The sequence below is a fragment of the Saccharopolyspora hattusasensis genome (assembly GCF_050972075.1).
Taxonomy (GTDB): Bacteria; Actinomycetota; Actinomycetes; order Mycobacteriales; family Pseudonocardiaceae; genus Saccharopolyspora; species Saccharopolyspora hattusasensis.
Map to the genome: position 1 here is coordinate 6538902 of NZ_JBPCDC010000001.1, position 18854 is coordinate 6557755.

Here is an 18854-nt window from a genome sequence, read left to right on the forward strand (position 1 = left end):
CGAGCGAGTGACTGGATGGCCGGTGCGACGGCCGCAGCAACGTGCTGCACAGCGCGGGTGCGGTCTGGGACCCGTGAGCGTTTTTGGGTGCCATAGCACCCAGAAACACTCACGGGTGTTCTCTGCTTACCGAAACGCTCGTCGCGATCCGCATAGCCGCGAACACGCGCTCGGTCAGGCGGACGCCAGTCCGATCCCGGTGGGCGCGTTCTCCTCGCCACGCATCTGGCGCAGCACGGTCTCATTGTCGAAGTAGATGCGCTCCGCGAACAGCTTCTCCGGGGCGTCCGCGTGGAAGAGGTAGAACGCGGCCAGCTCGAACAAGACCGGCCGCCCCGCTGGTGGGATACCGCAGTAGTCACCTTGGTGCGTCCCGCTGATCGTCACCTCGCGGACCGAGGAGCCGGGCGTGTCGTACTCGGCGTTCACGGTGATCCGGAAATCCGGAACGGCTGTTTCCAGCACCTGGTAGAAGTCCTGAACGCCCTGAAACCCTTCGTACCTCGTGCTCAGCGGCACGACGTCGTAGAAGGCGTGTTCGTCCTGGACGAAAGTGCCGTACACGCGCGGCCAGTCGTGGGAGTTCTCCGCATCGATGTGCTCGGCGATCGTGCGGCGCTGCAATTCGATCCGCTGTCCATCGCTAATCGTCATGTCGGCCCCCCGGGTTGCTCGGCCACGGCTCGACCTCTGCAGCCGAGGCTACCTGCCGGGCACCCGTTTCCGCAGGTGACCGGCCACGCTATGGTGGCTGCGCCCGGCACCACGAGGCGCGCCCGGTGCAGAGGAAAAGTCCCGAAATAGGTAGGCGCTACGTAGTCCTCCCGTGGTTGCCAGGGCCTCGCCGGGCGAAGCTGGTGCAGTACCGACCGAACTGCAACCCAGGAACCGCCCCGATGTACGCAACCCGAACCACCGCCGCGAAGCCCACCGGGGCTCCGGCGATGCTCGCCTTCCGACCGCCCGAGCCACGCTCCTCCTCCCACGAACCCCAACGGCCACACGTGTACCGCAACCTGTTCATGGGCACTTGGATCTGCGACCAGGAAGGCACCCGAGCCAACCCTGGTCCGGACAAGGCCCGGACGGTGCACCGGACGCACCACGAAGCGCTTCGCGCCGCGATCGGCGTGGAAGTCCCGCAACATCGACTGAGTGCGTGACCCCGAAAACGGCCGCACGCAGACCCCGACAACAGGTAGCCCCAGCCATGTTCTTGAACCAGTGCACCGAAGAAGACCTCGACAACCGCGCCCGACGCGCCGAGCACCACATGAACCTCGCCCTCGAAGCACGGCGGTGGAACCTAGCCCAGCGCTACCGCTTCGAGATGCTGGCAGTGGCGGCGGAATGCGACCGCCGGGTCCCGAAACCCGACTGGCAGTCCTGAGATCAGGGCGCGAGCCGGGGCCGTTCCATCTCGAACAGCCCCTGCGTCCGCGTCGTGCAGGCCGGTCGAAGCCCAGGCCACGACGAGCGGTCGTGCAGAACGGACCTTGGCCCCTGTGAGGGCGCGGCAGTCCGCCGGATGGTTGTGGCGTTCGCGCCCGGCGGAAACGGGCAGTGCGTCCGCGCCCGAGGATCGAGGACCAGCCATGGCAAGCTCACCGACCGCCCAGCCGAAAGCGTCGACACCGGCGTCGAAGAGAGCCAGCGAAACCGGTGCTGCCCCGCACGATGACGCACGTAGCGCGGGTGAAGGCCCGCTCGCCGTGGAGAGGCACGTCGTGCGGGTGGAAGTACCGGGAATGGGGACGATCCCGCTTCCCCCGTTGAACGAGCTCGCCTACCTGACCGGGGTAGTCGTCCTGGCCAGTACCGGGCTGATGTCGTGGCCGGTGGCGTTGACCATCGGAGCGGGCCATCTGCTGGCGCACAACCGGCACATCCAGCTGCTTCGGGCCTTCGGCGAGGCCCTGGAGGAGGCTTGACCGCATCCCCAGCCATCGGCAGGCGCTGCGCTTCGGTGGGGGCCACCGAGCAATCGCGCGAGCGCGGGTGTCAGGAGTTGCGCGGGTTACCAGGCCTGATTCGTAGGCGAGGACTACGAGTTGGGCGCGGTCGTGGGCGTGGAGCTTGACCATGGCCCGGTTGATGTGGGTTTTCGCGGTCAGCGGGCTGATTACCATGCGGTCGGCGATCTGGTCGTTGGACAGGCCCTGCGCGACCAGGGCGACGGCCTCGCGTTCGCGGTTGGTCAGTTCTTCCAACCCCGTGCCGGTGACGGTGGTGAGCGGCTGGGTGACGTACCGGTTGATCAGCCGGCGGGTGATCGACGGTGCGAGCAGGGCGTCGCCGCGTGCGGCGACGCGCACGGCATGGAGGAAGTCTTCCGGCTTGATGTCCTTGACGAGGAATCCGGCCGCGCCGGCGCGCAGCGCGTCGAAGACGTATTCGTCCAAGCCGTAGTTGGTCAGGATGACGACGTGCACCCCGGCCAGGGCCGGGTCCGCGGCGATGCGCCGGGTCGCCTCGATGCCGGTGACGACCGGCATCTGGATGTCGATGAGCGCGATGTCGGGCAGGTGTTCCCGGGCCAGCGCCAGGCCTTCGCTGCCGTCGGCGGCCTCGGCCACCACCTCGATGTCGTCCTCGATGTCGAGGAGCGCGCGGAATCCGCTGAGGATGAGCGGCTGGTCGTCGACCAGCAGGACGCGGATCATGACGTTCGGTCCACGGGAAGTTCGGCCTGCACGGAGAAGCCGCCCTCGTCGCGAGGTGCCGCTCGCAGGCGGCCTCCGAGGGCGGTGACTCGTTCGCGCATGCCGAGCAGTGTGACGCCGGGCACCGGCGTGGCCCTGCCGTCGTCGTCGACCCGTATGACCAGGGCGTCGGGTCGGTAGTCGTGATTCAGGCCGCAGCGGGAGTGTGACCGTGGTGCGGAAATCGGGCCCGCACCACGGTCGGTCGTCACCACGGTCGGTCGTCACCGCGGTCGGTCGTCATCGCGGTAGGTCGTCGCCCTTGTAGGTGGCTGCCTTGAAGGCCACCTTCAGTGGGGACCAGCCGTTCTCGGTGGTGTGGGGGCCGCCGTCCGCCCCGTGGTGCCAGTAGCGGAGGCAGTAACCGCCCGCACCGGTCAGCTGCCGGAGGTTGGCGTGGCTGACGTTCGGGTCCGAGCATTCGTCGACGCCGTTGTCGTTCAGATCCTCGTCGTAACCGTACTTCTGGTGCGCGAAGTAGCCCTTGTCGATGCCGGAGTAGTACGACACGGTTTCGTCTTCCAGAGAGCTGACGAGGCTCCAGTCGATCCCGGCGGCCCACGGATCGTCCAAGCCGCGGTCGTTGCGGCCGGGCGCGGACTCGTGCAGCTTGTCGATGAAACCCGACCCGCCTTCGCCCGCCGGGGTCATTTGGTTCCACTGCCGGGTGCACTTGTCGTCGGGATCCGCATCGGGATTGCGGCACCCGTTGATCAGCCCCTGGTGCGGGGTGCCGAGCGTGACTATGTCCTCCACCGCCACTCTGGGTGGGAAGCCGCTCCAGCCCTCGCGGGTGCCGAGCACCGCGACGCGGGTGATCAGGCCGCCCATCGAGTGCGCGACGATGTCGACCTCCTCACCCTTGCTGGTGTACTCCGCGTAGATGTAGTTGGCGAAGTCCTTGGCGATTTCCTGGATGGGCCGCTCGCGGTCGGCCTGACCGTCGCCGATCACGTCATCGCAGAATGCCCGGTCGCCCTCGTAGTAGCCGATCGTCCGCATCGAGGAACGATCCCGGCCGCCCGCTTCCTGGTAGTACTCGAGGGCTGCGTCCCAGGTCGACCCGTTGCAGTTGGTGGGGGGATCCGGGTTGTAGCCGTGTACCAGCAGCATCGTCTTCTGCTCCGCGGCCGGCCCGATCTCACGACCGTCCAGTCCGGACGCCTGCACCGTCGCCGGTGCGCTGAGGGCGAGCCCCGCGGCAGCGATCGTGGCGACCGCCCCGCGCCATCGTCGGTTGATCATCAAGCACACTCCCGTCGGTCGGGTTTCGACGCGGGTCCCCTGGCAGCACCCCGCGTCCGGCCGACATCGCGAGCCGCTCGCACCGCACAGCGCCAGAGGGCTGGACACCCTCGGCATCGACACCCCCGGCCAGCGGACGCCCGATGTCGGTCCCGCCGACACTAGGCAAACCGCCTCGACATTCGTGGGAGAACGCGAAGGGTTAGCTCCCCTGGAGCAGCCGGTTGGCCCGCTCGGCGGACATGACGCTGGAGCAGCAACCCGCACCCTGCTGCGGCTGGCAATGCACGCCGCGGACACCGGCTTGGCCACCATCGCCGAGCGCGGCAGCGCGATCTGGTCGACCGGATGCAGCACCTTCCCACTCCAGCACCCTTTTCCCGGATAAAGCCCGAATTATTCGGCCATTCCGAATTCCGCAGCGGGGACAATCATGCCCACCAGCAGCAAGAAGGTCCACAAGGGACTGTCCGGGGTCGTCGCCGACATTACATCTCCATGGTCAACCCGGACAGCAACTGGCTGACCTACGGCGGCTACCCGGTCGATGACCTGGCCACCCGATGCTCGTTCGAGGAGATCGCCCAGCTGCTCTGGCGCGGGGAACTGCCCACCGTCGCGGAACTCGCCGGGCAGAACGCGCTCGCGGGCGGCGCCACCATGTGGATGGAGATACATCCGATCGCCCGGGAAACACGCCCGACGCTCCGCACCACGGCAGCCGCACGCGGCGCGACCGTGCGAGATCTCTCACATCGGTCGCGCAACGCCGGGCGGTTAGGGTGTGAGCGAATCAGTCGTACCCGGTGTACGGGTCAGGGAATCCGGTCGGAATCCGGAGCTGACGCGCAGCGGTAGGGGTGATGGACGGGGCGGCCCACGAGCGGGCCGGACCACTGGGCACGCGCCTGGGAAGGTTCTCCGTCCAGCAGAACCCGAGCCCGAAGACCTGCTGGTTCCCGGTCGGTGCAGGTCCAGTGCGCCAACCGGTCGGCGAATTGGCGGCTCCGCGTACGAGCCCGAGCTAAGGATGCGGACGATGCTATTCCCCGCGCGGTTTCGCGCGTCTCGGCCAGGGCACCAGACCCTGTTCGCAGGCGTGCTGGCCATTGCCCTCTGCGGCTGTTCGGCGCCCCCGGCCGACGAGCACGCTGGTGGCGAACCCGTCTCGATGCGCAACTGCGGTCAGGACGTCGTCGTCGAAGCGCCGCCGCAACGCGCTGTCAGCCTCAACCAGAGCACGACCGAGATCATGCTCTCCCTGGGGTTGCAGGACCGGATGGTCGGCACCGCGACCTGGACCGACCCAGTCGCACCGCGCCTCGCCGCCGCGAACGAGCAGGTGCCCCGGCTGGCGGAGAACGCCCCCTCGTTCGAGAGCGTACTCGCGACTGAGCCGGACATCGTCCTCGGCGCCTACCAAGCGGTCTTCACCGACTCGATGGTCGCCTCCCGCGAACGCTTCGAAGAGCTGGGCGTACCAACCTACCTCTCGCCCAGCAACTGCCTCCCGGAGGAAGCGCCGCTGGGCGAGCCGACCGAACTGGCGGACATCTACCGCGAGGTCCAGGAGATCGCCACGATCTTCGGGGTGCAGGACCGCGGTGCGGCGCTGGTCGCCGACATGTGCGCACGGGTCGCTGCTGCGCAGGCGCGTGTCGCGGATCTGCCCTCCCGGCAAAAGCAGTCGGTGCTGTTCTGGTTCGCGCGAACCGAAGCGCCTTACGTGGCAGGTAGAACCGGATCCCCGGGGATCATGACGCGCGCGCTGGGAGTGCGCAATGCCTACGACGACGTCGCGTCGATGTGGCCGCAGGTCGGTTGGGAGGACGTACTCAGCCGCGACCCGACGCTGCTCGTGCTGGGCGACCTCACCCGGGATCAGGAAGGCGACAGCCTCCAGTACAAGATCGACTTTCTGCGCACCGATCCCGCAGTGTCCCAATTGGACGCCGTGCGCGGCGAGAACTGGATCCCCATGTCCGGCACCGCGTTGAACACCAGCATGCGAACCGTGGACGGGATCGAGGCGCTCGCCGACAAGCTCGTCGCCGTGGAGCGGTAGTGGTGCGTCAGGTCCGCGCCGCCTGGCTGGTCGGCGGCGCCCTGCCGGTGCTCGTGGTGTCGATCGCCTTCGTGATCACCATCGGGCCGGCCGACATCTCGGTCGCAGAGGTCGCCGAAGTGGTCCGCGCCAAGCTGGGACTGGGCACCACCGGCGTTTCCCGGATCACGCAGGGAATCGTGTGGGAGTTGCGCCTGCCGCGGGCGCTGCTGGCCGCGATCTGTGGCGCGGGGCTGGGCGTGTGCGGGGCGGTCCTGCAGTCGATGTTGCGGAATCCGCTGGCGGATCCCTTCCTGCTGGGGATTTCGGCGGGGGCGTCCACCGGCGCGGTGGCGATCGCGGTGCTCGGGGTCGGTGCCGGGACGATCGGGCTGGCTGCCGGGGCGTTCGGCGGTGCCATGGTCGCGTTCGCGCTCGTGATGGGGCTGTCGGCGTTGGCAGGCGGCGGGACCAGCCGGGTGATCCTCGCCGGTGTCGCCGGCAGCCAGCTGTTCTCGGCGCTGACCTCCTACATCGTGATGACCTCCGCCGACGCCCAGCAGACCCAGGGTGTGCTGTTCTGGCTCCTCGGTTCGCTCGCCGGAGCGCGGTGGGACGACGTCGCGCTGGCCGGCATCGTTTGCGCGGTGGGGCTGTTGCTCTGCCAGTCGCAGGCCGGCTCGCTCGACGCGTTCGCCTTCGGTCGCGATTCCGCCGCTTCCCTGGGCATCTCGGTGGCGCGAGTTCGCGGGCTGCTGCTGGTGGGAACCGCGCTGCTGACCGCGACGCTGGTGGCCACCTCGGGTGCTATCGGTTTCGTCGGGCTCGTGCTCCCGCAAGCCGCCCGGTTCCTGGTGGGTACCCGACACCGCGCCCTGCTGCCGACCACCGCAATGCTCGGCGCGGTCCTGCTGGTCTGGGTCGATGCACTGGCCGGAACCGTGGCCGCGCCGCAGGAAGTGCCCGTCGGTGTCGTCACGGCGCTGGTCGGAGTGCCCGCCTTCGCGTTCCTGTTGATCCGGAGGAGAGGCATGCCATGAGCCTGCGCGCCCTGGACGTGTCGTGGTCACGCGGTGGCGCGGCAATCGTGAACGGGATACGCATTGAGGTCGAACCCGGCTCGACCCTTGGATTGCTGGGCCCCAACGGATCTGGGAAGTCCTCGCTGCTGCGGTTGCTCGCCGGTCTGCGCCAACCGTCCTCGGGGAGGGTCCTCGTCGACGACGTGGACATCACGGGCATCGGCCGCCGCGCCCTCGCCCGCCGGATCGCCCTGGTCGAGCAGGAATCCACCACCGAGCTCGACATCACCGTCACCGAAGTGGTTTCCCTCGGTCGCACGCCGCACCGCAGTTCGTGGGGCACCGCACAAGACACCGACGCGGAGGCAGTGCGTCGGGCACTCATGCACGCTGACCTCGAAGCGCTGGCCGACCGGCGTTGGCACACCCTTTCCGGCGGCGAACGCCAACGCGTCCAGATCGCCCGCGCGCTCGCGCAGCAGCCAACGGAACTGCTGTTGGACGAGCCGACCAACCATCTCGACATCGCCCACCAGTTCGCGCTCCTGGAATTGGTCCGCCGACTGCCGGTGACAGCGGTAGTGGCGCTGCACGACCTGAACCTGGCCGCAACCTTCTGCGACGGGCTGGTCGTCCTCCAGCGCGGTGCGGTCGTAGCGGCGGGCAGCCCCGCCGAAGTCCTCACCGAGGACCTGGTCCGAACGGTCTACGGCGTGGAATGCGCCATCACCAAGCCGAATCCGGAAGGCCCACCGCACATCCGATTCACCGGCACGGCCACACACGCGTGATCCCGCTGGCCCCGGAAGCCGTCGCCACGGACGAGAGCGACAGCTATCGCCGAACTTTGCGGTGCACGCAGGCCGCACGTCCTGCAGGGCCGCGATGATGACCGCAATGTGTGCTGGACCGGGTCGCTACGACCGGTGGCCTGCCAGGGAAGCCATTTCTGTCGCCATTTCAGGCGCCGTGATTCATCAGCCATGTGGCTTCTCGCGTGGGGCACCGTGGTGGAAAGCGGTAAGCTTCCATCGCCGCCAGTTCTGCGTCCGATCCTGTACCGCGCCCCGTATTCCCGCTGACTCGGCAATCGAGGTTCCCGGCCAGCCGGTGCTGCCGACCGGGAGCACCGCATGCCCGACGAACCTGCCGCCGATGCCAGGTCGGTGTCGGCGTTGGAGCGCCGCCGCCTGGAATCGGTGGCGCACCAGCAGCGGGCGGAGTCACTCATACCGAACCGGACCCGGCCAGCTGAGGCGTTGGGCTCACCCCAGGTGCTACGGGCGGGTGAAGGCCTTGCGGATGGGGCCGCCGCGAACGTGCTGTTGAGCACCTGCTGCTGTTGGCTTGCTGGTTCGCCTGCGCTGGTCGTGGGCCCGGATGGCTTTGCGCAGCACCCGCCACAGGTCTGAGACTTCTTGGCTGGCTTCGAGGTCGGCGCCGCTGGCCACGTACTGCGCCATGGCCAATGTGGTGCCGCTGAACTCGTGTCCGCCGACGCCGCCGTAGTGCTTCAGGGCGGCCAGCGCTGCCATCGTCCGCGAGTCCCGCAGCCGGGCCCGGGTCACCTGCGCCGCTTCGGGCCCGATGTCCTCGGGCTCCATCTCCACCAGCGACCGCAGCCACTGGATCAACCCGGCGTCGGTGGCGGTCAGGAACTCGACACCCTCGATCAACCGCTCGTGCAGAGTGGCCTTTTGGGCGGCGCGCACGGGGCCGTCCTCGCCGCGGAGCCGTGGTGCCGCCGGCCCGATCTCGTACAGCGCGTCCAAGGACTGCTCGGCTTTGGACTCGGCCCGGATCTCGTTCAACCGTTCCAGCGCTCGATGAGCGCGCCGTCGCGCGTCGGCGGCACGGGCCTGCTGCAGGGCTTCCAGCTGCACCTGTGATGCCGACTTGCGTTTTTCCCGCACGTCGTAGGCACCGAGCGCGGCTTGCCGTGCGTCCCATTCCTCATAGGACAGAACCGGGATGGGTGGGCGTTTCGGCAGGTGGTTGCTGGTGTAGGTCCAGGTCGCCAGCCGGGCCTGCAGTGCCTCGCCGAGAGCTTTCCGGGGATCCAGCTCGAATGGGGCCGCCCGGTGCGTTCTGCCCGAGACTTTCAGCGCGTGCAGCAGACAGTTCACGCTCCAGCCGGCCCGGAAGAACGGTGCGGTCAGCTCCCGCAGTTCGGTGTCGCTGATCTGCTCGTCGAGCCACCGCATCGCCGCGCGGAGCCGTTTGACCGCTGCGGCCACCTGGTCCCAGGTCTCCGGCGGGACCGTTCGCGGCCACTGGTGGTGTACCCGGGACCGGGTTTCGTCCCGCTGCTGTTCGCTCGAGGTCGTCGCTACCGCGCTGGTGCCTTCGCCGGCCTCCACCGGCGGCGCCACCGGTATGCCCTGGCTGTCGCGCCACTGGTTGAGCAGGTACCGCACCAGGTCGGTGCGCTTGGCGGTGCTGATCTGCTTCTGTGGTGACCCGTCGGGGCGATCGTGCAGTGCCTGGACCAGCGCATCGACACACCAGCCCGCTGAGAAGAAGACTTCAAGCTCGGGGACCAGGCGCTCGGGTGCGACGTTGCGCCACCGTTCCATGCTGATGAGCGTCTGCGTGGCTTGCAGCTGGGCGTGCGGGCTTTGCGGGACGATCCGCGTGTGCCAGGCCTCCTGCTCGGACATGCAGCCAACGTACCGAATAGGAACGGGTGAGCACCCAACGACGGCAGAGCCAGACAGCTCCGATCGCCGTTCAGTGAGCCGTCGGCCAACGCTGGCAACGCCATCATCAGCAACCAACGGACTCGTCTACGCCCGAGTCCTCACCGCACTGCGCCTGACACCACTGCATACCGGCGTCGCGTCCTGCACAGCACCCTCGAACGCCACCGTCACTCACTCGCCGTCAACCTCGCCGAACTGTTCAAACCCTCTTCGCCGAACGCATCCTCCTGCGCCTGGCCGGGCGTAACCAACTCAAACCCACCACTTTGACACCGACACCGAACACGCCATGCTCAGCGACGCCGGTCGCAAACTCCTCATCACCACCATCCGAGACGACCTCGCCACCACCGTGAAACACCGCGAACTCGGCCGGAACGTCACCTACGACGAACTCATCTACCTCGACGCACTCGCCCTCACCCGACACTGCCTGGAAGATCAGCCCTACAAGCCCTTCCGCGTCTGGTGGTGACAGAGATATACACGATCCTCGTCTACGACAACACCGCAGAATGCAACGCCACGGAGAATTCCGCCTCGATCAGGCGCTGCTTGCGTTCGTCGGCGCGCTCGGCTTGGAGCTGTTCGTCCGGGTCGGGACGGTTGGTGCGAATCGGGTTCTCTCGGCGGTACGGGTTGTCCGGAGGAAGCCCACCCGACACACGACCGTAGAGGCCGAGTAGGAGCAGCAGCATTCCGGCGATGATGCAGAACAAGGCGGTCGAGAGCGCGAAGTCGAAGACATTCCACGATGTGTCCAGCAAAGCCAGGTGAACCAGACCGGCGAGGAGGTAGAGGGCGCCGAGCGCGGTGCCGACCGATGAGGCGGTCCTGCTGCCCCACGGGGCCGAACAAATCAGCAGCAGGCCGGTGACACCCATGGCCGCAGCGACGGCGACGCTCATCGCCAACCATGGGATCAGCTGGTGGGACGTCCACGGCAGCTCCACAACGGCAAGGGCCACCAGTACCGTACCCAGCATCGCCGTGCCGAGTCGGTGCGTCACCTGAACCCGGTTCGAAACAGTTGTCACAACCCGTCTCCTCGAGAGTGGGAGAGATGTGCTCTTGGCTTTCCCTGCTGAGTACGGCCGAAACACTCCCGCACGAGTACGTAGCGACGTCCACTGCCAGCTGCTTCGCCGCGTGAGGTAGCGGGTTAGCCCAGGGTTAGCCCCAGCCGACCCGTCGTGATCCGTCGGTGGTTTCTTGTTGCTCGGCTTCGATCAGCCATGCAGTACGTCGGGCTACGACGACGATGCCGACTGCGGTGGCCACCGCGCCCAGCGACTCCAGCGCGAGGGCTACGGGGGTGGTCGCCATCTGTTCCCCGAGCAGTGCCAAGCCAGCGGCCCGCGGCGATGGCATGCCGATGCCCGAGCTTGCCCCGGTTACCACGATTCGCTTCCGCATGGATCTTGCAGTCATGGGCCGCCTCCGCTGCGTATTTCGCGCATCACAGTGACATTATTAATGCGTGAAACGCGCAGGTGCTTCGCGCGGAACACGTATGTGCGCGATGCGGGGTTGCGCCCGGATTCTCCCCGGCGATGCCCTGCCCCTTGACCGCGCTGCCAGCGGTAGCTCCGTCCGATGCGGTGGCCAAGCCGACCGGGGCGAGGCTGCGGGCTTGTCGGTGGCCTTCTCGCCGACAAGCCCGCAGCCGACGTTGCTCAGGAGAACTGGATGCCGCCGTCGATCATCACCGACTGCCCGGTCATGTAGTCGGAATCCGGCGAAGCCAGGTAGGACACGAAGCCCGCCACGTCCTCCGGTACCGACACCCGACCGAGGTGGATCAGCTCCGAGTACTTCTCGATGGCCGCGCCCTTGCGCAAGCCCTCGTTCTCGGCGAGCTTCTCGTCGATGTAGTCCCACATCGCGGTGCCGACGATGCCAGGGCAGTAGGCGTTCACGGTGATGCCGTGCTGCGCCCATTCCATCGCGGCGGCCTGGGTCAGCCCGCGAACCGCCCACTTGGAGGCCGAGTACGGGCCGAGCAGCGGGAACGGCCGGTACGCCACGATCGAGGCAGCTCCGATGATCTTTCCGCCACCACCTTGCTTGATCATCTGCTTGGCCGCCGCCGTGTAGCAGAGGTACACGCCGCGGAGGTTGATCGACATCAGGTGGTCGAACTCCTCGGGCGTGCTTTCCAGCAGCGGCTTCACGTTCGCGATCCCGGCGTTGGCGACCATGACGTTGAGCTGCCCGAGCTCAGCCGCCACCGTCTCCACCATGGACCGCACCGCGTCCGGGTCGGACACGTCGGCCACGACCGTCGTCGCCCGCCGGCCCATCGCCGCGATCTCGTCGGCGACGCCTTTGAGTTGATCGGTGTTGGCTTCGATGTCGTTGACCGCTACGTCCAGGCCGTCAGCGGCCAGCCGCAACGCGATGCCCTTGCCGATGCCTCGCGCGGCACCCGTGACCAGTGCGACGCGCGGCGATTCACCTTGTGCGGACATTGTTTTCTCCTACCGGTTGTGGATTGCGGGATTCAGGACTCCTTGGGCACGGCCATCTCGCCGAGCCAGGACCAGTCGTGCTGCGGCAACGTCGTCTTGACGACCGGCGGGCCCGCCTTTTCGGGCCTCTGGTGGTGACCAGTGGACTCGGCCGAGGGGAGGAGGATCGCGCGACCGCAGTTCCGGCTCGCATCCGAGATCACTCAGCGAACGGGTCAGGTGAGCGGCAGCATCCGGGCGAAACCACCCGCGAGGACGGCCCCGAAGATGGGACCGGCTACCGGAATCCAAGAGTAGCTCCAATCCGCCGAGCCCTTTATGGGCAACAGAGCGTAGGCGATGCGTGGGCCGAAGTCGCGGGCCGGGTTGATCGCGTATCCGGTTGGACCACCGAGGGAGTTGCCGATACCGATGACAACGAACATCACGGCCGCGTAGCCGAGAGCGGAGTTGCCGAACTGCGGTATCCCCTCGGTCCCGGCGTGCGCCGACGGGCTGAGGATGATCCACAGTACGAGCACGAAAGTGCCAATGATCTCAGTGACAAGGTTCCACGGCGTGTTGCGTACGGTCGGTGCGGTGCAGAAGATGCCGCGGGTGTTCTCGGGGTTGTCGTGCGTGTCGAACTGCGCCTTGTACGTGGCCCAGCACGCGAAGGCGCCCAGCGTGGCACCGATCATCTGACCGGCGAGGTAAGCCGGCACCTGGCTCCACGGGACCTGGCCGTTTATCGCCAGGCCGATGGTGACGGCCGGGTTGATGTGCGCGCCGGAGGGGGCCGCGACGCTGGCCGCGATGAAAACCGCGGCACCCCAGCCGAAGTTGATCAATAACCAGCCACCGTTGTGGCCGAGGGAGTGGCGCAGAGTCACGTTCGCTACGACCCCGCACCCTAGAAGGGTCAGCATCCCTGTGCCCAGCAACTCCCAAACGAAGATCTGACCGGCACTCATCTCGATGTCACCTCAGTGGCGTGCCGCGTAGGGCACTGGGCTTGGCAGCTTCGCTGCTTCACGGACCCGCACGGAGAACCGGTCGAGGGACGCCAGCGCACTGGCGACATCGTCGCTGGTGACGTCGAAGGGCATCGAGTGGATGGTCTCGCCGTCCGCCGTCGACGCGTCTGCGACGGTGCGTAGCGACTCCGTGTCATCGGAGCTGAGGCCGACCTCGATGAGTGTCGTCGGAAGCCCGACTTGCGTTGTGAACTCGATGAATTCACGGATGTCACTGGTCTGAGCGCCCTCAAGAACCAGCTGCGTCAACGACCCGATGTTCACTTTCTGGCCATGGGCGAGTCCGTGCGTCGCACCGACCGCCGTGAGGCCATTGTGGATCGCGTGGGCCGCGGCAAGACCTCCCGACTCGAAGCCGAGCCCGGAAAGCAGCGTGTTGGCCTCGATTACCTTTTCGACCGCCGGCGTCACTTGGTTGTCCATGACAGCGTCGATCGCGGGAAGCGCGTTCTCCCAGAGAACATCCCAGCTCAATTTCGCCAATGCGGTGCCGGTGACGGTGGGCAGACCGCCGGCCATCGTCTTCGAGTTGGATTGCGCGGTCGCCCGGGCTTCGAGCCAGGTGGCCAATGCATCGCCCACCCCGGCGACGAGGAAGGACGCGGGTGCGTTCGCGACCACTTGCGAGTCGATCAACACGAGGTCCGGGTTGCGGGGGAAGAACCGGTATTCCTCGAATTCACCGTTCTCGGTGTAAATGACGGACAGCGCGCTGCAGGGTGCATCCGTCGACGCGACCGTCGGACAGTTGGCCCAGCGAATACCGGCCAGGAAGCCCGCGGCCTTGACCGCGTCAATGGTGCTCCCGCCGCCCACCGCCACGACGATGTCAGCGCCGGCCCGCTTGATTAAATCGACGAGGCGGTCCGTCTCACGAGCGCTGGGAATGCCGTTGAACTTCTCGCGCACCAGCGGCAGGTTCGCTTTCCGAAGCGATGATTCGATGTCGTGTCCGACGAATCCCCAAACCAGGTCATCGGCCACGAAAAGTGGTGACGAGCCAAGCTGCTTGAGGTATTCCCCGACTTGATGGAGTGCGCCTTTGCCCTGCACATAACGGCCTGGGCTGATCATTGTTCGCATCGTGCGTTCCATTGCGGTTCCTTATGCGTGTGGTTTTCCTGTCGTTTCTGCCGGGTCAGGGGGTGAGGATGGCGCGGCCGCGGATGCGTCCGGCGTCGAGATCGTCCAGGGCGTCCTGGAAGCGGTCGAGCGGGTATTTGCTGGTGTGCAGCCGGACACGGCCTTGTGCGGCGAGGACCATCAGCTCGCACAGGTCGTTGTAGGAGCCGACGAGGTTGCCGATGAAGTTGATCTCGGTGGAGATGATGTCGATGGTGGGGACGTCGATGTTCTCGCCGTAGCCGACCACGTGGTAGTCGCCGGCGCGGCGGAGCATGCGGACGCCGTCGCGGGTGGCGCCGCCTTCGCCGACGAAGTCGATGACGGCTTCCGCACCGTGCCCGCCGGTCAGGTCGAGCACGTCCTGGACGTGGTCGCCGTCGGCGACGACGCCGTGGTCGGCACCGATGGACACGGCGAGCTGCACCGCGTCCGGGTTGCGGTCGACGACGACGAGTTCGGCCGGGGTTAGGGCTTTCAGCACCTGGATCCCGATGTGCCCGAGCCCGCCGGCGCCGATCACCACGCACCGGTCGCCGGGCCGCAGGGTGCGGGCGGCTTTGGCCGCGGCGTGGTAGGCGGTCAGGCCCGCGTCGGCCAGCGCCGCGACGTCGGCGGGTTCGAGGGAGTCGTCGATGCGGACGACGCTGCGCGCCGAGGTCCTGAGGTACTCGGCGTATCCGCCGGCGGTGTCGATGCCGGGGAACAGCGACTGCTCGCAGTGCACGTCGTCGCCGAACCGGCACGGGCGGCAGAGACCGCAGGTGATCAGCGGGTGCACGATGACCTTGTCGCCCTCGGCGACGTTGGTGACGGCGCTGCCGACCGCGTGCACCCAGCCCGCGTTCTCGTGCCCGATCGTGTAGGGGAGCTCCACGCCGGTCTTCTCGGCCCACTGGCCTTCGAGGATGTGGATGTCGGTCCGGCACACACCGGCGCCACCGATCTTGACGACCACGTCGTGGGGGCCGGTGACCTCCGGGGTGGGAACTTCGGTCAGGCGGAGCGGCTGATCGTAGCCGACGACCTGGACTGCCTTCATGATGCGTTCTCCTTCAGCTGGTCGGCGGCCGATTCCGGGTAGCGGGTGCGCAGCAGGCCGCGGCAGAAGTGCGCGTTGCCCTCCATCGAGATCCGGATCGCGCGGGCGAAGCGCAGGCGCAGCGGCACTTCCTCGCGCGAGCACGGGTGCCCGTGGTCGTTGACGAGCACGGGAGCCGACGGGGCGATGGTGAGGCCGAGGGCGCGCCGCCGCAGCAGCAGGGAACTCGTCGTGGGTGCGTCGGGCAGATCAGCGATCGCGACCTCGTGCAGGTCTTCCTCGGTGAGCTCGGGATTCTCCTTGAGCAGAAGGCCCAGCGAGCGTTCCATCGCCGCGGCGTGCGCCTTGCGGCGGAACGTCAGGCGCAGCTGTTCAAGGTCTTCCTCGGCCTCGTGCGGGAACGTGCCGCGGTAGCCCGCGTCCGCGGCGAGACCGTGGTTGATCAGCTCCGAGTCGTGGTGGTCGTCGAGCACCACCACGACGTCGGTGACATCCGGCAGCCCCCGGAGCACGTCCTTGGCGTCGGATGCCATCAGGTAGGCGAAGTTCGGTGCGCAGAACGACGTCGGCAGCCGCAGGTGCGCGGTGACCACCCCGCCGTCCGTCGCCTCCAGCGACCGCACGAAACCGAGATCGGTGATCGGTTCGTCCAGCTCGGGATCGAGAACCGTGTCCAGCGCCGCCCGCGCCGCCCGCTCCAGCAGTTCCGGGCCCATCTCAGGCCACCGCCTTCTCGGCGAGGCCGAGCCCTTCCGGAACCTCGATGCCGTACATCGCCGCGGCGTTGTGCCCGAGGATCTTCTTCTTCTGCGCCACAGTGATCGGCGCGTACTCGGTCATGTCCTCGGGGATCTGGAAGTCCACGAACCGCTCGACCAGCCAGCGCGGCGTCCACAGGGCGTAGTCGCTGGAGAACTGGATCCGGTCCTCGTCGAGCCAGTAGAGGAGTTCGCCGATGATCTGCGCGAAGTACCGCGGCCGGGTGTGGATGAACGGCATCGCCACGGCCAGGCCGGCGTGCACGTTCGGCTCCTGGGTCGCGATCCAGCAGAAGTCCTCCAGGCGGGGCAGCCCGCAGTGCTCGACGACGAAGTTCAACTCCGGGAAGTCCGTGGCCGCCTTGTCGACGTCGGCGACGTCGAAGGCATCGCGGTCCAACGGCCGGATCGTCGGTCCCTTGTGGATGTGGATGTTGGTGATCCCGAGTTCCTGGCAGGCTTCCAGGTAGCGGTAGCTCCAGGACTCATCCAATTTGTAGCCGCGCGAATCCCCCTGCCACTCGGCCGTGTAGAGCTTCACGCCCTTGAGCTGGAACCGCTCCGCGTCGCGCCGGAGCTGGTCCAGACCCGCTTGTTCGAACCGGGGATCCCAGCAGTGGTTGTAGGTCAGCTTGTCCGGATGCTGCTGGGCGAGCGCGAAGGCTTCCTCGGTCTGGCCGAAGCCGTTGCGGTAGAAGGCCCCGAGGTGGGCGGGCTGGAAGATGGCGTGGTCGACGTACCCGTCGGTGAACAGATCTTTCATCAGGCGCGCACCGCCGTAGTAGAGGTATTCCTCGTACGACCACAGCTCCGCCTCCGGACTGAGGTTGCGGTGGTAGTCGTAGAAGCAGTCGATGAACTGCTTGCCGTGGATGTTGAGCTGGTTTTCGGGACGTGCGTCCCAAAGCGCGATGTGGGCGTCGACGATGAAGTAGTTCTCGCCGTCCTTGCGATACATGTGCACCCTCCCCGTACGTGGCGGCTGTGGTACGTCGGGTGGGAACGCTAGGCACGTCGGCAGGCGCCGGGGAGCCCTCCGGTGTCTCAGTTTGAGACACCGGACTTAGGAGGATCGGCGTATCCGGCGTTACTGTTGCCGAGGTCGGCGCAACGATGCGTCACGTGGAGGTCGGAAATGGACGAGCCCCAGCGCGCACCCCACACGGACCTGGCAGAGTGTCTCTCCCGGCCCGGCCGGGCGGCCGGAATCTCCCCGCGGCTGCGCGCGTCCTGGCGGCGCAGCGAGCGCTACGGGTTGTCGGTGGACGAGATGCGCCCGGCGTTCACGGGATCGGTGGACACCGACTCGTTGCTGTACGAATGCGGCCAGGAAGTGCTTCGCGGCCTGCAGACGACGCTGGCCAACGAGCCGGTGAGCATGATGGTCACCGACAGCGACGGCCTCGTGCTGAGCAGGATGTGCGAGGACACTTCGATCAACCGTTCACTCGACCGTGTGTACCTCGCCCCGGGGTTCTACTTCGCCGAACGAAACGCCGGCACGAACGGGCTGGGTCTCGCCCTGGCCGATCGCACTCCCTCGCTGGTGCGGGCGAACGAGCACTACTGCACCGGCCTGCGCGGCTACACCTGCGCCGCCGCGCCCGTCCTGGACCCGATCAACGGTGGGATCGTCGGAAGCATCAACCTCACCACCTGGTCGGACTCGTCGTCCGAACTCCTGCTGGCGCTCGCCCAGGCCGCGGCCGGTAACACCACCGCGCTGATGTTGGCACGCGGCGCGGGGCGCAAGATCCGGCCGATGCCGCGCGGCGAGGTGTTCCGGGTCTACGCCGACCGCTTCCAGCAGGCGAGCCCCGCCTGCTCCGCGCTGTCGCCCGCGTGGACCAATGCCGTCGCGCAGGCACGCACGGCGTTCCAGCAGGGACTGCGCGTAGCGGTCGTGGGCGAACCGGGCGCGGGCAAGACGGCTCTGGTGTCCCTGGCCCGCCGGGAGCTGGCGCGGGAACGCGTGCTCCGCGCCCGGCCGCCGGCACCGGAGGACATCGACGCGTGGCTGACGCTGTGGACTCCCGAACTGGGCAAGGACAACACCTGCATCATCGTCTCCAGCGTGGACGCTCTCCCGGCCTGGGCCACGACAGAACTGGCCCGGCTGTTCGGCGCGGTGCGCCACCGGGCCGGCGGGCTGCAGCCGTTCGTCATCACCGCCCGGACGGACCTCGCGATGCCGGAGGAGCTGCGCCCGCTGGTCGACACCGTGGTGGCGGCACCCGCCCTGCGCTCCCGCCCGGACGACATCCTGCCCCTGGCCCGCCACTTCGTCCGCCAGGACCGGGGCCGCGCCGCGACCTTCACCTCGGCCGCGGAGCGCGCGCTGAACTCCTACGACTGGCCGGGAAACGTCCGCCAGCTGCGGAAGGCGATGCGCGACGCGGGGGCGAGCGCCACGACGATCGACCTGCACCACCTCCCGGCCGAGGTCTTCACCAGCCCGGGCCGTCCGCTCACCCGGCTCCAGACGGTCGAACGCGACGAGATCATCCGATGCCTGACCGAGCCGGGGACGACCGTGGCGCAGGCGGCGACCGAACTCGGCGTCGGCCGGGCGACGATCTACCGCAAGATGGCGCAGTACCGCATCCGGATCCCCGAGCAGGCCGCGAACCGTTGAGGCGCGGCCTGGCGCGAACCGGGGCTGCAACTCCTTGCAACGCCCTGGGAGATCGAAGCGCGGCTGCTTGCGATATCCGCGATGCGACGTGGGTT

General features: G+C 67.6%; 19 protein-coding genes, 3 pseudogenes and 1 riboswitch. Of the genes and pseudogenes, 8 read left to right on the plus strand and 14 right to left on the minus strand.

The window, feature by feature from the left end; genetic code table 11:
- Nucleotides 1–174: 174 nt before the first annotated feature.
- Nucleotides 175–654, minus strand: coding sequence for an ester cyclase (locus ACRXBZ_RS31385; RefSeq protein ID WP_433882114.1), 480 nt, complete (start codon nt 652–654; stop codon nt 175–177).
- Between the two features lie 242 nt (nt 655–896).
- Between ACRXBZ_RS31385 and ACRXBZ_RS31390 the strand changes: the two genes are divergently transcribed.
- Nucleotides 897–1163, plus strand: coding sequence for a hypothetical protein (locus ACRXBZ_RS31390; RefSeq protein WP_433882115.1), 267 nt, complete (start codon nt 897–899; stop codon nt 1161–1163).
- Nucleotides 1164–1210: 47 nt separating this feature from the next.
- Nucleotides 1211–1390, plus strand: coding sequence for a hypothetical protein (locus ACRXBZ_RS31395; protein ID WP_433882116.1), 180 nt, complete (start codon nt 1211–1213; stop codon nt 1388–1390).
- A gap of 628 nt (nt 1391–2018) precedes the next feature.
- Here ACRXBZ_RS31395 and ACRXBZ_RS31400 read toward each other — a convergent pair.
- From ACRXBZ_RS31400 to ACRXBZ_RS31410, 3 genes and pseudogenes are all read right to left on the minus strand, one after another.
- A pseudogene (locus ACRXBZ_RS31400) lies at nt 2019–2663 on the minus strand (response regulator); the annotation flags it as partial.
- Nucleotides 2660–2845, minus strand: a pseudogene (locus ACRXBZ_RS31405) (ATP-binding protein); the annotation flags it as partial. The pseudogenes ACRXBZ_RS31405 and ACRXBZ_RS31400, both read right to left, overlap by 4 nt.
- Nucleotides 2846–2942: 97 nt before the next feature.
- Complete coding sequence (locus ACRXBZ_RS31410; protein WP_433882117.1) at nt 2943–3947, minus strand: esterase/lipase family protein; 1005 nt, start codon at nt 3945–3947, stop codon at nt 2943–2945.
- 498 nt (nt 3948–4445) lie between these two features.
- Between ACRXBZ_RS31410 and ACRXBZ_RS31415 the strand changes: the two are divergent.
- From ACRXBZ_RS31415 to ACRXBZ_RS31430, 4 genes and pseudogenes are all read left to right on the plus strand, one after another.
- Nucleotides 4446–4529 (plus strand): annotated as a pseudogene (locus tag ACRXBZ_RS31415) (hypothetical protein); the annotation flags it as partial.
- Nucleotides 4530–4724: 195 nt separating this feature from the next.
- Nucleotides 4725–4918, plus strand: a riboswitch (cobalamin riboswitch).
- A gap of 68 nt (nt 4919–4986) precedes the next feature.
- Nucleotides 4987–6012, plus strand: coding sequence for an ABC transporter substrate-binding protein (locus ACRXBZ_RS31420; RefSeq protein WP_433882118.1), 1026 nt, complete (start codon nt 4987–4989; stop codon nt 6010–6012).
- Nucleotides 6012–7031 carry a FecCD family ABC transporter permease gene (locus ACRXBZ_RS31425; RefSeq protein ID WP_433882119.1) on the plus strand — a complete coding sequence of 340 codons (1020 nt, stop codon included), beginning with the start codon at nt 6012–6014 and terminating at the stop codon, nt 7029–7031. Before ACRXBZ_RS31420 ends, ACRXBZ_RS31425 begins: the two co-directional genes overlap by 1 nt.
- Nucleotides 7028–7804 (plus strand): ABC transporter ATP-binding protein, encoded by a 777-nt coding sequence (locus ACRXBZ_RS31430; RefSeq protein WP_433882120.1) that lies wholly within the window; start codon nt 7028–7030, stop codon nt 7802–7804. The genes ACRXBZ_RS31425 and ACRXBZ_RS31430 overlap by 4 nt, the downstream gene beginning before the upstream one ends.
- A gap of 486 nt (nt 7805–8290) precedes the next feature.
- Here ACRXBZ_RS31430 and ACRXBZ_RS31435 read toward each other — a convergent pair whose 3' ends face one another.
- Nucleotides 8291–9673: a hypothetical protein gene (locus ACRXBZ_RS31435; RefSeq protein WP_433882121.1), complete on the minus strand. Its 1383-nt coding sequence runs from the start codon at nt 9671–9673 to the stop codon at nt 8291–8293.
- A gap of 331 nt (nt 9674–10004) precedes the next feature.
- Here ACRXBZ_RS31435 and ACRXBZ_RS31440 point away from each other — a divergent pair, with 331 nt between their 5' ends.
- Nucleotides 10005–10190 carry a hypothetical protein gene (locus ACRXBZ_RS31440; protein ID WP_433882122.1) on the plus strand — a complete coding sequence of 62 codons (186 nt, stop codon included), beginning with the start codon at nt 10005–10007 and terminating at the stop codon, nt 10188–10190.
- A 22-nt stretch (nt 10191–10212) separates the two neighbouring features.
- Here ACRXBZ_RS31440 and ACRXBZ_RS31445 read toward each other — a convergent pair whose 3' ends face one another.
- From ACRXBZ_RS31445 to ACRXBZ_RS31485, 9 genes are all read right to left on the minus strand, one after another.
- The gene (locus ACRXBZ_RS31445; protein ID WP_433882123.1) at nt 10213–10752 is read right to left on the minus strand and encodes a hypothetical protein; all 540 of its coding nucleotides are present in this window, start codon (nt 10750–10752) and stop codon (nt 10213–10215) included.
- Nucleotides 10753–10888: 136 nt separating this feature from the next.
- The gene (locus ACRXBZ_RS31450; protein WP_433882124.1) at nt 10889–11146 is read right to left on the minus strand and encodes a Rossmann-fold NAD(P)-binding domain-containing protein; all 258 of its coding nucleotides are present in this window, start codon (nt 11144–11146) and stop codon (nt 10889–10891) included.
- A gap of 245 nt (nt 11147–11391) precedes the next feature.
- Nucleotides 11392–12186, minus strand: a complete 795-nt coding sequence (locus ACRXBZ_RS31455; RefSeq protein WP_433882125.1) for an acetoin reductase — start codon at nt 12184–12186, stop codon at nt 11392–11394.
- 32 nt (nt 12187–12218) lie between these two features.
- Nucleotides 12219–12389: a hypothetical protein gene (locus tag ACRXBZ_RS31460; protein ID WP_433882126.1), complete on the minus strand. Its 171-nt coding sequence runs from the start codon at nt 12387–12389 to the stop codon at nt 12219–12221.
- Nucleotides 12390–12401: 12 nt separating this feature from the next.
- Entirely contained in the window at nt 12402–13139 is a 738-nt protein-coding gene (locus ACRXBZ_RS31465; RefSeq protein WP_433882127.1) for an MIP/aquaporin family protein, read from the minus strand.
- Nucleotides 13140–13151: 12 nt separating this feature from the next.
- Nucleotides 13152–14297, minus strand: coding sequence for a glycerol dehydrogenase (locus tag ACRXBZ_RS31470; RefSeq protein WP_433882128.1), 1146 nt, complete (start codon nt 14295–14297; stop codon nt 13152–13154).
- 43 nt (nt 14298–14340) lie between these two features.
- The gene (locus ACRXBZ_RS31475; RefSeq protein ID WP_433882129.1) at nt 14341–15366 is read right to left on the minus strand and encodes an NAD(P)-dependent alcohol dehydrogenase; all 1026 of its coding nucleotides are present in this window, start codon (nt 15364–15366) and stop codon (nt 14341–14343) included.
- Entirely contained in the window at nt 15363–16082 is a 720-nt protein-coding gene (locus ACRXBZ_RS31480) for an iron-sulfur cluster assembly protein (RefSeq protein WP_433882130.1), read from the minus strand. The genes ACRXBZ_RS31475 and ACRXBZ_RS31480 overlap by 4 nt, the downstream gene beginning before the upstream one ends.
- A gap of 1 nt (nt 16083) precedes the next feature.
- Complete coding sequence (locus tag ACRXBZ_RS31485; RefSeq protein WP_433882131.1) at nt 16084–17082, minus strand: amidohydrolase family protein; 999 nt, start codon at nt 17080–17082, stop codon at nt 16084–16086.
- Between the two features lie 177 nt (nt 17083–17259).
- Between ACRXBZ_RS31485 and ACRXBZ_RS31490 the strand changes: the two genes are divergently transcribed.
- Nucleotides 17260–18759, plus strand: a complete 1500-nt coding sequence (locus tag ACRXBZ_RS31490; RefSeq protein WP_433882132.1) for an AAA-type ATPase lid domain-containing protein — start codon at nt 17260–17262, stop codon at nt 18757–18759.
- Nucleotides 18760–18854 lie beyond the last annotated feature (95 nt).

Bases quoted from the DNA above. Each gene is read 5' to 3' on its own strand.
- ACRXBZ_RS31385 (WP_433882114.1), bottom strand. From the start codon at position 654: ATGACGATTAGCGATGGACAGCGGATCGAATTGCAGCGCCGCACGATC.
- ACRXBZ_RS31390 (WP_433882115.1), top strand. From the start codon at position 897: ATGTACGCAACCCGAACCACCGCCGCGAAGCCCACCGGGGCTCCGGCG.
- ACRXBZ_RS31395 (WP_433882116.1), top strand. From the start codon at position 1,211: ATGTTCTTGAACCAGTGCACCGAAGAAGACCTCGACAACCGCGCCCGA.
- ACRXBZ_RS31410 (WP_433882117.1), bottom strand. From the start codon at position 3,947: ATGATCAACCGACGATGGCGCGGGGCGGTCGCCACGATCGCTGCCGCG.
- ACRXBZ_RS31420 (WP_433882118.1), top strand. From the start codon at position 4,987: ATGCTATTCCCCGCGCGGTTTCGCGCGTCTCGGCCAGGGCACCAGACC.
- ACRXBZ_RS31430 (WP_433882120.1), top strand. From the start codon at position 7,028: ATGAGCCTGCGCGCCCTGGACGTGTCGTGGTCACGCGGTGGCGCGGCA.
- ACRXBZ_RS31435 (WP_433882121.1), bottom strand. From the start codon at position 9,673: ATGTCCGAGCAGGAGGCCTGGCACACGCGGATCGTCCCGCAAAGCCCG.
- ACRXBZ_RS31440 (WP_433882122.1), top strand. From the start codon at position 10,005: ATGCTCAGCGACGCCGGTCGCAAACTCCTCATCACCACCATCCGAGAC.
- ACRXBZ_RS31450 (WP_433882124.1), bottom strand. From the start codon at position 11,146: ATGACTGCAAGATCCATGCGGAAGCGAATCGTGGTAACCGGGGCAAGC.
- ACRXBZ_RS31455 (WP_433882125.1), bottom strand. From the start codon at position 12,186: ATGTCCGCACAAGGTGAATCGCCGCGCGTCGCACTGGTCACGGGTGCC.
- ACRXBZ_RS31465 (WP_433882127.1), bottom strand. From the start codon at position 13,139: ATGAGTGCCGGTCAGATCTTCGTTTGGGAGTTGCTGGGCACAGGGATG.
- ACRXBZ_RS31470 (WP_433882128.1), bottom strand. From the start codon at position 14,297: ATGGAACGCACGATGCGAACAATGATCAGCCCAGGCCGTTATGTGCAG.
- ACRXBZ_RS31475 (WP_433882129.1), bottom strand. From the start codon at position 15,366: ATGAAGGCAGTCCAGGTCGTCGGCTACGATCAGCCGCTCCGCCTGACC.
- ACRXBZ_RS31480 (WP_433882130.1), bottom strand. From the start codon at position 16,082: ATGGGCCCGGAACTGCTGGAGCGGGCGGCGCGGGCGGCGCTGGACACG.
- ACRXBZ_RS31485 (WP_433882131.1), bottom strand. From the start codon at position 17,082: ATGTATCGCAAGGACGGCGAGAACTACTTCATCGTCGACGCCCACATC.
- ACRXBZ_RS31490 (WP_433882132.1), top strand. From the start codon at position 17,260: ATGGACGAGCCCCAGCGCGCACCCCACACGGACCTGGCAGAGTGTCTC.